Source organism: Cryobacterium sp. AP27 (genome assembly GCF_056680495.1).
On the sequence record NZ_CM155285.1, the window covers coordinates 3,284,873 to 3,299,060 of the forward strand.

The window sequence follows — 14,188 nt, forward strand, 5'->3', positions numbered from 1 at the left end:
CTCCCGGCTCCCCGCGCATCCCGATGGTCGGGAAGACGTTTCCACGGGCGCATGACGCCCGACGGCGGCGGGCCTAGATCTCGTCGGACTCGACGGGTTCGGCGGAGACCAGCTCATGCACGCCGGAGAGGATCTCACTCGGACGGAACGGGTAGCGCGCTATCTCGGCGTCGTCGCTGATTCCGGTCATGACGAGAATGGTGTGCAGCCCGGCCTCGATACCGGCCACGATATCGGTGTCCATGCGGTCACCGATCATGGCCGTGTTCTCCGAGTGAGCGCCGATCTTGTTCATGGCGGAGCGGAACATCATCGGGTTGGGCTTGCCCACGATGTACGGTTCGCGCCCGGTTGCCTTGCTGATCAGCGCCGCAATCGCGCCCGTAGCCGGCATGGGGCCGTCGGCGCTCGGGCCGGTGGCGTCCGGGTTGGTGGCGATGAACCGGGCCCCGCCGAGAATAAGGCGAATGGCCTTCGTGATGGCTTCGAACGAGTAGTTGCGCGTCTCGCCGACGACAACGAAGTCCGGGTTGGTCTCGGTCATGGTGAAGCCGGCTTCGTGCAGCGCCGTGGTGAGGCCCATCTCGCCGATCACGAAGGCGGTGCCGCCGGAAACCTGCGCCTGCAGAAAATCCGCCGTGGCGAGGGCCGAGGTCCAGATGCTTTCCTCCGGCACGTTGAGGCCGGATGCGCGCAGTCGGGCACTCAGGTCCCGCGGCGTGTAAATCGAGTTATTCGTCAGCACCAGAAACGGCGTTCCGGTGTCCGTCCATTGCTGCAGCAGGTCGGCAGCGCCCGGCAGGGCAGCGTTCTCGTGCACGAGCACACCGTCCATGTCGGTGAGCCAGCATTCAATCTCTTCACGGCGAGCCATGCGGCGCTCCTGTCACTCGGGGGTTTCAGCCTAGCTGGGCATTGCGTCATCGTGGGTGACCCAGATGGCGTCGGCGGCCGGCGGCGTAACGTGCCGGGTGCGGCCGTCCGGCAGCCTCACGGTCAGCGGCCCGAGCACGGTGATGACCACACCGGGGCCGATGCCGTTGGTGGCCAGTTCGCGCAGTACGGCGGAGTCCCGGTCGCTCACCCGAAGAACGGTGCCCGAGTACCCGGCCTCGGCGTCGGCGAGTAGAACCGCGGCCTGCCGCGGCGAGGAACCGTCGGCGAGCGGAATGGGGTCGCCGTGCGGGTCGCGGGAGGGGTGGCCGAGGCGCGCGTTGATCGCATCGAGCAGGCGATCCGAGATCGAATGCTCAAGCACCTCGGCCTCCTCGTGCACCTGGTCCCAGTCGTAGCCCATCTCTCGCACGAGCCAGGTTTCAATCACACGATGGCGCCGCACCACGGCCGTGGCTCGCAAGACGCCGGCGTCGGTCAGCGTCAACGGACCGTAGGGAACGTGGGTGATCAGTCCGGCCGCGGCGAGCTTCTTCACCATTTCGGTGACGGATGACGGCGCCACGCCCAGTCGAGTGGCCAGCGCCTTCGGGGTGATCGGCTCGCTCTGCCATTCGGTGTGCGCGTATATGGTCTTGAGGTAATCCTCGGAGGCTGGCGTGGTGTGCTTCATGACCGCTTCAGGATACTCCCCGCCCGGTTACGCCCCGGTGAAAACCAGAACGAGCAGCACCACGTTGAGCGCCACCAGGGCCAGGGAACACAGCGCCCCGGCCACTGTCGTGAACCAGCGGTTCGCAAAGGTGCCGAGAAGACCGCGCTGGGCGGTGAGCCACACGAGCGGAATCAGCGCGAACGGGATACCGAACGACAGCACGACCTGGCTCAAGACGAGGGCTTCGGTGGGGTCAAACCCCACGCTGAGAATGAACAGTGCCGGGATGAGGGTGATCAGGCGGCGCAGCAACAGGGGAATCCGAACGTGCAGCAGGCCGGACATGATCTCCGACCCTGCGTAGGCTCCCACCGACGTGGAGGCGAGGCCGGAGGCGAGCAGCCCGATCGCGAAGGCGGTCGCGACGGCCGCGCCGAGTGACGTTTCGATGGCCGCGTAGGCGCCCTGCAGGGTGTCGGTCCCCTCCACGCCTTGCAGGGCGGATGCCGCGAGCAGCAGGATCGCGAGGTTCACGGTGCCGGCAATGGCCATGGCAATCGTCACGTCCCACTTCGTCGCCCACAGCAATCGTCGGGTTGCCCTGGCGCCTTGCCATTCGGGGAATCGGTCGCGGGCCAGGGACGAATGGGCGTAAATGGCGTGCGGCATGATCGTCGCACCGAGAATGGAGGCGGCGAGAAGCACCGAGTTGGCGCCCTCGAAGCGTGGAACCATGCCGCCGAGCACCTGGCCGCCATCGGGCGGGGACATGAAGACGCCCACCGTGAAGCCCACCGTGATGATGAGCATGAGGGCCACAATCACGCGCTCGAAGACCTTGGGACCGCGCCGGGTCTGCACCGTCAGCACAACCATGGAAATCGTTCCGGTGATGATGCCGCCGGCCAGAAGGGGAAGGCCGAAGAGCAGGTACAGTGCAACGGCGCCGCCGATGATCTCGGCGAGGTCGGTGGCCATCGCCACCAGTTCCGCCTGGATCCAGTAGAGCCGGCGCGACATCGGCTTCTTCATGCGCAGGCCGAGAATCTCGGGCAGGCTCTGGCCGGTGACGATGCCGAGCTTGGCAGACAGGTACTGGATGAGCCAGGCCATGACGTTGCCGGCCACGACCACCCACACGAGGAGGTAGCCATAGCGGGCGCCGGCGGTCATGTTGCTGGCCACATTGCCGGGATCGAGGTAGGCCACGCCGGCCACGAGTGCAGGCCCCAACAACCAGAGCAAACGTGACGATGCCACGGTCGTGGGCGTCAGTGCCCGGTCACGCTGCGGCGCCTCAGTTTTCGTCATACCGAAACACTAGCGAAGATTTCGGCACACCGAAAGGTCCGTGAGGGCGCTGTGCGATAAAGTGAATCAGTGAGTACGCCAGCAGACAACCCGACGAATGAGCTCTCGACCCACGGAGTCGGTCCCTGGCAGGGCGAATGGCCCTCCGAGCCGCGTTACGACGCGGAACTTCTGGAGCGCGGCGACACCCGCAACGTGATCGATCGGTATCGCTACTGGCTGATGGAAGCGATCATCGCCGACCTCGATGAGCATCGGCATCCCTTCCACGTCGCCATTGAGAACTGGCAGCACGACATGAACATCGGCTCGATCGTGCGCAGCGCCAACGCCTTCGCAGCGGATACGGTGCACATTATCGGGCGCAAGCGATGGAACAAGCGCGGCGCCATGGTGACCGACCGCTACCAGCATGTGATGCACCACCCCGACGTGGCGGCTTTCGTGGACTGGGCATCCGCCGAGGGTCTGCCGGTCGTCGCGATCGACAATGTGCCCGGATCGGTCATCATTGAGACGTACCGCTTCCCGGAGCGTTGCGTGCTGTTATTCGGGCAGGAGGGTCCCGGCCTGTCCGAGGCCGCGGTCGCCGCGGCCGACGCCATCGTGGAGATCAGCCAGTTCGGCTCCACCCGGTCACTCAACGCCTCGGCCGCCGCCGCCGTCACAATGCACAACTGGGTACTGCAGCACCACTTCTGAAGAGCGAGCAACACGTCGGCAGGCGCGGCCGGAAAAATTCTGCCCCACCGGCGCGCTGCAGGGGCTACCGTGTGGACATGACTGCGATCACTGATGATCTGCCCGCCCGACTGCTGCATGAAGAACACGAGGGGTGGCAGGCCCTTGTGTCCGGGCAGGGCGCTGAATATTTCCAGCGTTCCATGACGCCAGATGGCCTGTTGATCCTGCCCGGCGCCATCATCGGCCGCGACGAGCTCACCGGAGCGATCCTCGATCTCGCGGCCTGCGATGACTATCAGGTGCATGACCCGGCGGTGGTCCGTCTGGGCGAGCATGCCGGAATCGTCGTATCCCGGGTCGTGGTGCGCCGCGGCGAGCACCTGCACGAGTATTTCGTGTCGACCACGTATGTGTTCGACGAAAACGGCGGCGGATGGTGCATCGCGGCCCAGCAGCGCACGCCCGCCTAAGAATTTCCCGAAGCCCTTACCGCGCCCAGGCTGCGGGCGCTGCGCTGCGAAGGGTTGTCAATGTGGCCACTCGGGCCTAGGTTTCCACTACTGGCAACAGCGGAAGGGGCTGGCAATGGCTGATTTTGGAAATGAGGGGATGGCGGATCTGTACCGGCGACCCGGCGAATCGTCGACGGTGTACGCGGACGTGAGTCAGGACGCGAGCGATTCGCGGCGCACCTCGACTCTCCGCCAGCGCACGGTGGCCGAGGCTCTCTCCGAGGCCGGTGCCCCGGTCGAGAACGTGTCCGCGATCGAGGCGATCCTCGAGCAGCCGCCCGGCATCGGCGGGCCGGTCAGTCGCCTCATCGTGGCCCGGGCGGGAGTGATCGAGCTCAGCGAGCTGCTGCCGGGGGAACCGCTGGCCGAACTCATCGTGGGGCACGGCGCTGTACCCCAGCTCGCACCGCTGCTGATTCAGCGACCGCGGGACGTCACCTACGTGGTTGCGGAGGTCGGTCGCGACGGCGGCGAAATCCGGCTGTCACGCCTGAGCCGAGCGACAACGCTCGTCGAGCAAGCCGTCGAAGGAGAGACGGAGTTCATCACGAAGGTGCACGGTGAAGATAATTTTCTTGCCAACGGTCGCTACCAGCACCACACCGAGGAGATCTGGAAGCGCAATGAGACCCTGGTCGCATCCGCCCTCGATACCATCGTGCGAGAGAGTGGTGCCGAACTCATCGTGCTGACCGGGGACATTCGCGCCCGGCAGCTGCTCGTCGACCAGCTCGCGCCGGCGACACGGGAAATCCTCACCGAACTGCCGGCCAACACCCGGTCCGATGGGGCCACCGACGCGGTGTTGCAGCGCGACCTTGAGCGGCACATCGCATCGATTCTCGCGCACGACGAACATGGTGCGCTCGAACGGCTCGCCGCGGGAGCCGGCCGGGAAGACGGCCTCGCCGAGACGGATTTTTGGGGCGTCCTGCGGTCGTTGCAGCAGGCCCAGGTCGACGTTCTCCTGGTGGCACGCGACCGCGTGCCGGTCGACGAACTCATCGCCCTCGACCGCGAGCCGTGGGTGGCTGCACCGACGGACGACACGCTGGGTGCGACGTCTCTCGGCCCTGTTCCGGCGGTCGACGCGCTCCTGCGGGCGGCGATACTGACCGACGCCCGAGTTGTCATCGTATCGCCGGGGGAGCTGCCCGAGACATCGAGCGCCGCGGCTCTGCTGCGCTGGCCGATCGTGTCGAGCGCCACGGATTGATCGTCGCGGGCTCTCCTGCCCCGATCACCACGACCGAGCCCCATCGCGCGCAATATCCACTCCACCGGCCGTCGTCACGCGGTCGTCAACCGCACCGCGATAGTATCGAGTGTGACCGGCGATAACTTGCTTGACCAGCCCGAGACCCTTCTACCTGTGGAAGCGGAGGTGCTCGCCGCGATAGACCGAACCTCCGCGGCAGATATTGCCGCCGTGGCGTGGGCGCATCCGACCTCATCGCTGGCCTGGGCCGAGCTCGCCGACGTGGCACACGCCGCGGGCCGCGTGCTTGAGTCCTACGCCTTTGCCCGCGTGGGCTACCACCGTGGTCTCGACGCTCTCCGCCGAGCCGGGTGGAAGGGGCACGGCCCCATCCCGTGGCGCCACGAACCCAACCGTGGTGTGCTGCGCGCGCTCTTCGCTTTGCGCCGTGCGGCCGCTGAGATCGGGGAGAACGATGAAGTCACCCGGCTGACGGCCTTCCTGATGGATGCCGACCCGACTGCCATTGCGAGCATCGGCGCCGAACGCACCACGGCCGTCAACCCAGGGTCCGACCCGTCGCCGGCGACTGAAGCTTTTGTTATCCGAGGAGAGAACTAAAACATGCCAGCGATCGTATTGATCGGCGCCCAGTGGGGCGACGAGGGTAAGGGCAAGGCCACAGACCTTCTCGGGAACCGCGTCGACTATGTCGTCAAGTTCAACGGCGGCAACAACGCCGGACACACCGTCGTGGTCGGTGACGAGAAGTACGCGCTGCACCTGCTGCCCTCGGGGATTCTGAGCCCGGGCGTCACCCCGGTGATCGCCAACGGCGTGGTCGTTGACATTGAGGTGCTCTTCGAGGAACTCGACGCCCTCAGCGAGCGTGGTGTCGATGTGTCTCGCCTCAAGGTAAGCGCCAACGCCCACCTGATCACGCAGTACCACCGCACTCTCGACAAGGTCACCGAGCGTTTTCTCGGCAAGCGGCAGATCGGCACGACCGGCCGTGGAATCGGTCCCGCATATGCCGACAAGATCAACCGGGTGGGCATACGGGTACAGGACCTGTTCGACGAGAATATCCTGCGTCAGAAGGTTGAGGGCGCCCTCAACCAGAAGAATCATCTGCTCGTCAAGGTCTATAACCGTCGCTCGATCGAGGTTGAAGAGATCGTGGAGGAGCTGCTCAGTCATGCCGAGCGGCTGCGTCCCATGGTCGCCGATACGGCCCTGCTGCTGCACCAGGCGCTCGACGCCGGCAAGACGGTGCTGTTCGAGGGCGGTCAGGCAACCATGCTCGACGTCGACCACGGAACGTACCCCTTCGTCACGTCGTCGAATGCCACATCCGGTGGAGCCGTCACCGGTTCCGGAGTGGCGCCCAACCGTATCGACCGCGTCATTGCCGTCGTCAAGGCGTACACGACGCGCGTCGGCGCCGGTCCGTTCCCCACGGAGCTCTTCGACGACTCGGGGGAGTTCCTGCGCGCCAACGGCTTCGAGTTCGGCACAACCACCGGGCGCCCGCGTCGCTGTGGCTGGTACGACGCGCCCATCGCTCGCTACACGGCTCGCATCAACGGGGTGACCGACTTCGTCTTGACCAAGCTTGACGTGCTCACCGGGCTCGACACCATTCCGGTCTGTGTCGCCTACTCCGTTGACGGCGTTCGCGTCGACGAGGTGCCCGTCTCCCAGTCCGACTTCCACCATGCCACTCCCATCTACGAGGAGTTCCCGGGCTGGACCGAAGACATCACGGGCGTACGAACGTTCGAGGACCTGCCGCAGGCCGCCCGCGATTACGTCCTCAAGCTCCAGGAGATGAGCGGTGCCCGCATCTCCGCCATCGGCGTGGGACCGGACCGTGAGGCCATCGTCGTGCGGCACGACCTGATCGACTAGACCACGTTCCACGATCGGCCCCCAGCCCCTCCTCAGAGTCGGGATGGGGGCCATCGCTTTGCCGTGGCAACTGGCACAATAAATTCGTGACCGCCATGCGCCCGCCCTCTGCAACCCTCCGGGGCCGTTTCGTGCAGCTGCAGCCTCTCGGCAGCGCCGCACTCCCCGAACTCCACCACGCCATCACACACCGTGCCGTATTCGAGTTCGGCTATGGCGGAGGCCTGGCCGCCCTGCGAACGAATGTGGATGCGTTCATCTCCTGGGCGGAGGGCTACTACCAGTGGGAAAGCCTGCCGTACGCGGTGCGACTGCTCGGCGGGCTCAATGACGGCCAGCTTGTGGGCACGACGACGCTGGGCGACCTCGACCTGGAGAACGAGAGCGCGCAGCTCGGGTGGACCGCATACGATCCGCGAGTCTGGGGCACCGCCGTGAACGCCGAGTGCAAGCTCCTACTGCTGGCCGAAGCATTCCGCAACGACTTCGGGCGCATCACCATCCAGGCCGATTCCATCAACACACGCTCACGAGCGGCCATCGCGGCCATCGGCGCGACGTTCGAGGGTGTGCTCCGCCGCAACCGTGTGCGGGCCGACGGGAGCTGGCGGGACACCGCCATGTACTCAATCCTGATCGACGAGTGGCCCGGCGTGCGGGCGCGGCTCCAGGCCCGAGTGGACGCCTACCCGTCCCGTTCGATCGTCTACCGTGACGCCCCGCCGGACGCCGACCTCACCCGGTAGGGCGGAATCGCCGAGAAGTTTGTGAAAAAGCAGGTGATCCTGCCACTCGCCGGCGATCTGGAGGTACTCGGGCGCCATGCCTATCTGCTCGAACCCCGCGCGGCGCAGCACCCGCTGCGAGGCGACGTTGTTCAGCAGGGTGCTGGCTTCAATGCGGTGCAGGCCGAGCGTGCGGCGCGCCTGATCGAGCGTGTGCGCCAGAGCCGCGGAGGCGAGGCCCCGGCCGGTATAGGCCTTGTCGATGAAGTACCCCACGCTTGCGCTCTGCAGCGGGCCGCGCACGATCCGCGCCAGGGTGACGCGGCCCACGACGCGATCGTCCTCCCAGAGCGCGAGGGGAACCCCGACCCCGGTTGCGAGTTCTTCAAGCTGAAAGGCCAGCATCGTCGACTGCACCTCCAACGTGAAAAATGATTCGAGCCGAGCCGGATCCCATGGTGCGAGATGCTCACGATTGCGGACGTACGCGTGCAGCAGTGCGGGGGCATCGCCCTGTCTGAGCGTGCGCAGCGTCACGGTGGGAGAGAGCTGAATGGAGTCGGACATCTCTCGATGCTATTCGTCCGCCCGGTCCTGTGCCGGGGGATAGTCTCGGCATGTGAGTCACATGTCTTCCTCCAGCAGAACCGTCGTCGCCCTGCAATTCCTGGGAATGGGTGCTATTTGGGGGGCCAGTTTCCTGTTCATGAAGGTGGCCCTCGACGGCGTCTCCTTCGGTCAGGTCGCCTGGTCACGGCTCGTTCTGGGTGGGTTGACGCTCGGCCTGATCGTGCTGGCCCGACGGCCCCGGGTGAGCGGCGGGCCGGTCCTGCCACGCGAGATCGTGGTCTGGCTGCACTTCCTCGTGATCGCCATAACCGGATGCCTCGTGCCGCACCTGCTCTTCGCCTGGGCCGAGCAGTACGTCTCGTCGAGCCTCGCGAGTATCTATAACGCGGTGACGCCGATCATGACGGCGCTCATGGCCACCTTCGCGTTCCGAGTGGAAAGTCTCGTTCGCGGGCAGGTCGTCGGTGTGCTGATCGGAATCCTCGGCGTGGTCGTGATCATCGGTCCCTGGCAGTACGCCGCGCTCACGGGCGACCTGTGGGGCCAGATCGCCTGCCTCGGGGCGGCCGTGTGCTACGGCTTCACCTTCGGCTACACCCGCCGCTTCATCAGCAAGCGGCCCATCGCCGGCCCCACCTTCGCGTTCCTCAACATCGGCCTGGCCGGCGTGCTGATGCTGCTGCTCACACCCGTGATCGCCTGGCATCCGACGCAGCTCAGCTGGCCGATCGTGTTGAGCCTGCTTACGCTGGGAGCGCTCGGAACCGGCCTCGCCTACATCTGGTATATCAACGTGTTGCGCGCCTGGGGCCCGACGACGACGTCCATGGTCACGTACGTCACACCGGTGGTGGGCGTATTGCTCGGTGTGGTCGTGCTCGCCGAAACATTCACCTGGCACCAACCGGTCGGTGCCGTGCTCGTGCTCTTCGGCATCCTGCTCACCCAAAAGCGGCTCCGCCTCGGTCTGCCCGCGCGCCGCCGCAGGCCGGGTCTGCTCGATGCGATGCCGTGACCGTTCGGGCCGGACGCCGAGGCAGAGTCGACCGACGCGAATGCATTATCGTCAAAGGATGGCCGTACACGAGGATTTACCCGCCGACGCGGGACAAGACGCGATTGACCAGTTGCACAGCATTCGCGAGAGCATCGACAACATCGACGCCGCGCTGATTCATCTGCTCGCGGAACGCTTCAAATTCACCCAACAGGTGGGACGGCTCAAGGCCCTGCACGGGCTGCCGCCCGCCGACCCCGGGCGCGAACTGGAGCAGATCGACCGGCTGCGCAACCTGGCCGTGGAAGCGCACCTCGACCCCGCCTTCGCCGAGAAGTTTCTCAACTTCGTGATCGCCGAGGTCATTCACCACCACGTGCGCCTCGCCGGTGGCTCCGCCGCTCCCGAGGTTCCATGAGCTGGAACCCGCGCGCTTTGCCCGCGCAGACGGGCAAAACGTTCGTCGTCACGGGGGCCAACGCGGGCCTCGGCTATTTCACCAGCGAGCAGCTCGCCACTACCGGCGCCCACGTGGTGCTCGCCTGCCGGAATGAGACGCGCGCGCAGGCCGCCGTGACCGCCATCCGATCGCGTGTTCCGGGGGCATCCGTGTCGACGATGATGCTCGACGTCGCCGATCTGGTGTCCGTGCGTACGGCGGCCGAGGAGCTGCGTGCTCTTCCCCGCCTGGACGCACTCATTCTCAATGCCGGCATTGTGCACCCCCCGGCCGACCGGCGGGTGAGCCTCGATGGCAACGAACTTATTCTCGCCACCAATTTTCTCGGGCATTTCGCGCTCACCGCCGGCGCCCTGCCGGCCCTCCGGCGCACACCGGGCAGCCGCGTCGTGTCGCTGGGCTCGTTGATCTCTCGACTGATGGACTCGTCCCTCGACGATCTGCAGCTCGCCACGACCTACAACGGGTGGAAGGCCTACGCGCAGTCGAAGATTGCCATGCAGGTGTTCGGTTTCGAGCTGGACCGTCGGCTGCGTGCCGCCGGTGCCGGTGCCGTGCAGTCGCTCGTGGCGCATCCCGGCTATTCCATCTCCGGCCTGACCCCCACCGTGCCGGGCGTCAACGAGATCACGCCCGTGAAGCGGGTCATCGACGGCCTGCAGCGGATCGTCGGCGCCCAGGGCAAGGACCACGGCGCGTGGCCTACCGTGCGCGCCGCGATCGACCCGGATGCCCACGGCGGCGACTACTTCGGCCCGCGTTTTCTCACCCGCGGTGCACCGACGCGCCAACCGGCCACCCGCACGTCGCGTGATCGCGGTGTGGCGGCAAAACTGTGGGAACGGGCCGAGACACTGATTGAGGAGCCCGTGCTCTAACCCGCCGCGCTCACGTGTCGGCAGGGTCTGGACCGACCGGGCCTCCTGTGCTTTTATGGTTGGCGTGGTGGTGGAAACGCCGGCAGATGTGGCCACGGAACTCACGCGCCTGGGTGCCGAAGTCGACGCTGTCGTCCCGGCGAAACGACCCGGCAACCTGCTCATCGGCAGCTGGAATCTTCGGGCCTTTTCGGGCGTCGCGCCCACGTGGGAGGCCTCCGCGACGACCTCACCGCAGCGGGACTGGCGCGCCGTGGCCAGCATCGCGGAGATCGTGGCGCGATTCGACGTCGTCGCGGTGCAGGAGGTGCGCCGCAACGTGGCGGCACTCCGATTTCTGATGCAGCGGCTCGGCGCGAACTGGCGCGTGCTGACCTCCGACGTCACCGAGGGGGACGCGGGCAACGGGGAGCGGCTCACGTTCCTGTACGACACCACCCGGGTGCAGCCGTCCGGCCTGGTCGGCGAGGTGGTGCTGCCCACCGCGGTGCGGGTCAGGGCGACCGTGCAATTCGCCCGCTCGCCCTATGCGGCCAGTTTCACCCGAGACGGGGTGGAGTTCATTCTCACGACCGTGCACATCCTCTGGGGGAGTGTGAGCGACCGGATTCCCGAGATCCAAGCGTTTGCCCAGTGGATGCGCGCCTGGGCCGACCGCAAGAACGATTGGAACACCAACCTGCTGGTGCTCGGCGATTTCAACATCGACCGGCACGGCAACCCGCTCTACGACGCCTTCATCGAGACGGGGTTGTTTCCGCCGCCCGAACTCAACGATCTGCCGCGCACCATCTTCGACGACGACAAGTCAGCGCATTTCTATGACCAGATTGCGTGGTTCACGACCAACACCAACCCGGTGCAGTCGCTGCTGCGTGGCCTCACGTACACGAACCGGGGCGGCTCCTTCGATTTCCCGGCGCACGTGTATCCGGGACTGGGCAGGGACAAGCTCTCCTGGCGTATCTCCGACCATTACCCGCTGTGGGTCGAGTTCGCCGTGTAGCGCGCCCTGCAGCCGCGATCGGCTACAGGGCGAAGCCGTCGTTTAGGCGAACGCGGCAGGCAGCGTGGCGCGGTGACGGGCCTGCAGGTCGTCCAACGACACGGAGAACTGATCCTGAATCTCCAGCGCGCCCAGTTCGGCGTCCGTGACGCCGATGCGCAACACCGGGTACTCGCGGCCCTTGCACAAGCCGAGGAACTTCACATCGTCCTCGCGGGGAACAGACACGATCACGCGACCGGCCGACTCCGAGAAGAGGGCAACGGATGCGTCGACGCCGTCGCGCTCGCAAATGTCGCCCAGCCACACACGGGCGCCCACGCCGAAACGCATCACGGCTTCGGCGAGGGCCTGGGCCAGCCCGCCTTCGCTCAGGTCGTGCGCGCTGTCGATGAGGGCTTCCTTCGATGCGGCGTGCAGCAGTCCGCCCAGGGCCACCTCGCGCCCCAGGTCAACGACCGGAGGCCGGCCGCCGAGGTGATTGTGCACCACTCCGGACCACGCGGATCCGTCAAGTTCTTCGGCGGTTGTGCCGAGCAGGTAGATATTGTGCCCGTCGTCCTGCCAGCCGCTCGGGGTGCGGCGTCCCACGTCGTCGATCACGCCGAGCACGGCGACGACCGGGGTGGGGTGAATAGGCTGATCGCCGGTCTGGTTGTAGAACGACACGTTGCCGCCGGTGACGGGGATGCCGAGCTCCAGGCATCCGTCGGCCAGGGCGGTGACGGCCTCACGGAACTGCCACATGACCTCGGGGTTTTCCGGGGAACCGAAGTTGAGGCAGTCGCTGATGCCGGCCGGGACGGCGCCGGTTGCGGCCACGTTGCGGTAGGCCTCGGCTAGGGCGAGCTGCGCGCCGCGGTACGGGTCGAGCTGGCAGTAGCGCCCGTTCGCGTCGGTGGCGATGCTGAAGCCGAGGCCGCTCTCCTCGTCGACGCGGATCATGCCGCCGTCATCGGGGAAGGCGAGGGCGGTGTTGCCGCCCACATAGTGGTCGTACTGGTCGGTGATCCAGCTCGGGTCGGCCAGGTTCGGAGAGCCGAGCAGGTCGAGGAACTGCGTGCGCAGCGACTCGGCGTCGAGGGCGCGCGGCAGAGCGCTCGCGGAATCGGCCTGCAGCGCGTCAATCCAGGTGGGGTAGGCGAGCGGGCGCTCGTAGACCGGGCCGTCGACGGCGACGGTGCGGGGAAGAACGTTGACGATCTCCTCGCCGTGCCAGTTGATGATGAGGCGGCCGGTGTCGGTCACCTCGCCGAGCACGCTGGTCTCCACGTCCCACTTCTTCGTGACGGCGAGGAAGCCCTCGAGCTTCTCGGGTGTCACGACGGCCATCATGCGTTCCTGGCTCTCCGACATGAGAATTTCTTCGGCCGTGAGCGTGGGGTCGCGCAGCAGTACCTTGTCGAGTTCGATGAACATTCCACCGTCGCCGTTGGAGGCGAGCTCGCTTGTGGCGCAGCTGATTCCGGCGGCGCCGAGGTCCTGAATGCCCTCCACGAGCTTGCCCTGGAACAGTTCGAGGCAGCACTCGATGAGCACCTTCTCGGCGAACGGGTCGCCCACCTGCACGGCGGGGCGCTTCGTCGGCCCGCCGGCGCTGAACGTGTCGGACGCGAGGATGGATGCGCCGCCGATGCCATCGCCGCCGGTGCGCGCACCGAAGAGGATCACCTTGTTTCCGGCGCCGCGCGCGTTGGCGAGATGCAGGTCTTCGTGACGCAGTACGCCGACGGAGAGCGCGTTGACGAGCGGGTTGCCCTGATACACGGCGTCGAAGTACGTCTCGCCGCCGATGTTGGGCAGGCCGAGGCAGTTGCCGTAGAACGAGATGCCCGAGACCACGCCGTGCACGACGCGCGCGGTGTCGGGGTCGTTGATGTCTCCGAAGCGCAGGGCGTCCATGACGGCGACCGGGCGGGCGCCCATCGAGATGATGTCGCGCACGATTCCGCCGACGCCGGTCGCGGCGCCCTGGAATGGCTCAATATACGAGGGGTGGTTGTGCGATTCGATCTTGAAGGTGACGGCCCACCCCTCGCCCACGTCGAGCACGCCGGCGTTCTCGCCCATGCCCACCATGAGGTTCTTCTTCATCTCGGGGGAGACCTTGTCGCCGAACTGGCGCAGGTACATCTTCGAGCTCTTGTAGGAGCAGTGCTCGCTCCACATCACGGAGTACATGGCGAGCTCGCCCGAGGTGGGGCGGCGGCCGAGGATCTCGCGGATCTTCGCGTACTCGTCGGCCTTGAGCCCGAGGGCGCCGTAGGGCTGGTCCTTCTCGGGCGTGGCGGCGGCGTTCGCGACGGTGTCGGCGACGCCGCGAGAGTGGGTGGTGGAAACAGCGGTCACGTGGCGTTCTCCCAGATATAGCGGATGCTTGACCAGCT

Annotated in this window: 15 protein-coding genes; 10 read left to right on the forward strand and 5 right to left on the reverse strand. The window is 66.4% G+C overall.

Annotated elements, in window-relative coordinates; all coding sequences use genetic code 11:
- Positions 1–73: 73 nt before the first annotated feature.
- From AC1MB9_RS15540 to AC1MB9_RS15550, 3 genes are read right to left on the reverse strand one after another with little or no spacing between them, the layout of a single operon-like run.
- The gene (locus tag AC1MB9_RS15540) at positions 74–874 is read right to left on the reverse strand and encodes an HAD-IIA family hydrolase (protein WP_479962817.1); all 801 of its coding nucleotides are present in this window, start codon (positions 872–874) and stop codon (positions 74–76) included.
- A 30-nt stretch (positions 875–904) separates the two neighbouring features.
- Positions 905–1,567, reverse strand: a complete 663-nt coding sequence (locus AC1MB9_RS15545; protein WP_479962818.1) for a metal-dependent transcriptional regulator — start codon at positions 1,565–1,567, stop codon at positions 905–907.
- 27 nt (positions 1,568–1,594) lie between these two features.
- Positions 1,595–2,860 (reverse strand): Nramp family divalent metal transporter, encoded by a 1,266-nt coding sequence (locus tag AC1MB9_RS15550; protein WP_479962819.1) that lies wholly within the window; start codon positions 2,858–2,860, stop codon positions 1,595–1,597.
- A gap of 69 nt (positions 2,861–2,929) precedes the next feature.
- On the opposite strand from AC1MB9_RS15550, the gene AC1MB9_RS15555 reads away from it, so the two are divergent.
- The 6 genes from AC1MB9_RS15555 (at position 2,930) to AC1MB9_RS15580 (ending at position 7,911) form a co-directional block, all read left to right on the forward strand.
- Complete coding sequence (locus AC1MB9_RS15555; RefSeq protein ID WP_479962820.1) at positions 2,930–3,562, forward strand: TrmH family RNA methyltransferase; 633 nt, start codon at positions 2,930–2,932, stop codon at positions 3,560–3,562.
- Between the two features lie 77 nt (positions 3,563–3,639).
- Complete coding sequence (locus AC1MB9_RS15560) at positions 3,640–4,014, forward strand: hypothetical protein (RefSeq protein WP_479962821.1); 375 nt, start codon at positions 3,640–3,642, stop codon at positions 4,012–4,014.
- A gap of 115 nt (positions 4,015–4,129) precedes the next feature.
- Positions 4,130–5,272 carry a baeRF2 domain-containing protein gene (locus AC1MB9_RS15565; protein ID WP_479962822.1) on the forward strand — a complete coding sequence of 381 codons (1,143 nt, stop codon included), beginning with the start codon at positions 4,130–4,132 and terminating at the stop codon, positions 5,270–5,272.
- A gap of 111 nt (positions 5,273–5,383) precedes the next feature.
- Positions 5,384–5,875 carry a DUF3151 domain-containing protein gene (locus AC1MB9_RS15570; protein ID WP_479962823.1) on the forward strand — a complete coding sequence of 164 codons (492 nt, stop codon included), beginning with the start codon at positions 5,384–5,386 and terminating at the stop codon, positions 5,873–5,875.
- A gap of 3 nt (positions 5,876–5,878) precedes the next feature.
- Positions 5,879–7,165 (forward strand): adenylosuccinate synthase, encoded by a 1,287-nt coding sequence (locus tag AC1MB9_RS15575; protein ID WP_479962824.1) that lies wholly within the window; start codon positions 5,879–5,881, stop codon positions 7,163–7,165.
- Positions 7,166–7,260: 95 nt separating this feature from the next.
- Entirely contained in the window at positions 7,261–7,911 is a 651-nt protein-coding gene (locus tag AC1MB9_RS15580; RefSeq protein WP_479964669.1) for a GNAT family N-acetyltransferase, read from the forward strand.
- Here AC1MB9_RS15580 and AC1MB9_RS15585 read toward each other — a convergent pair.
- A complete protein-coding gene (locus AC1MB9_RS15585) occupies positions 7,792–8,457 on the reverse strand; it encodes a GNAT family N-acetyltransferase (RefSeq protein WP_479962825.1) in 666 nt (221 codons plus the stop codon). The genes AC1MB9_RS15580 and AC1MB9_RS15585 overlap by 120 nt on opposite strands.
- A 61-nt stretch (positions 8,458–8,518) precedes the next feature.
- On the opposite strand from AC1MB9_RS15585, the gene AC1MB9_RS15590 reads away from it, so the two are divergent.
- The 4 genes from AC1MB9_RS15590 to AC1MB9_RS15605 are packed head-to-tail and all read left to right on the forward strand — an operon-like array spanning position 8,519 to position 11,801.
- The gene (locus AC1MB9_RS15590; protein ID WP_479964670.1) at positions 8,519–9,475 is read left to right on the forward strand and encodes a DMT family transporter; all 957 of its coding nucleotides are present in this window, start codon (positions 8,519–8,521) and stop codon (positions 9,473–9,475) included.
- Positions 9,476–9,533: 58 nt separating this feature from the next.
- The gene (locus tag AC1MB9_RS15595) at positions 9,534–9,875 is read left to right on the forward strand and encodes a chorismate mutase (RefSeq protein WP_479962826.1); all 342 of its coding nucleotides are present in this window, start codon (positions 9,534–9,536) and stop codon (positions 9,873–9,875) included.
- The gene (locus tag AC1MB9_RS15600) at positions 9,872–10,795 is read left to right on the forward strand and encodes an SDR family NAD(P)-dependent oxidoreductase (RefSeq protein ID WP_479962827.1); all 924 of its coding nucleotides are present in this window, start codon (positions 9,872–9,874) and stop codon (positions 10,793–10,795) included. The genes AC1MB9_RS15595 and AC1MB9_RS15600 overlap by 4 nt, the downstream gene beginning before the upstream one ends.
- A 55-nt stretch (positions 10,796–10,850) precedes the next feature.
- On the forward strand, positions 10,851–11,801 hold the full coding sequence (locus AC1MB9_RS15605) for an endonuclease/exonuclease/phosphatase family protein (RefSeq protein ID WP_479962828.1): 951 nt from the start codon (positions 10,851–10,853) through the stop codon (positions 11,799–11,801).
- Between the two features lie 42 nt (positions 11,802–11,843).
- Here AC1MB9_RS15605 and purL read toward each other — a convergent pair whose 3' ends face one another.
- Positions 11,844–14,150, reverse strand: a complete 2,307-nt coding sequence (purL, locus tag AC1MB9_RS15610; protein WP_479962829.1) for a phosphoribosylformylglycinamidine synthase subunit PurL — start codon at positions 14,148–14,150, stop codon at positions 11,844–11,846.
- Between the last annotated feature and the right edge of the window lie 38 nt (positions 14,151–14,188).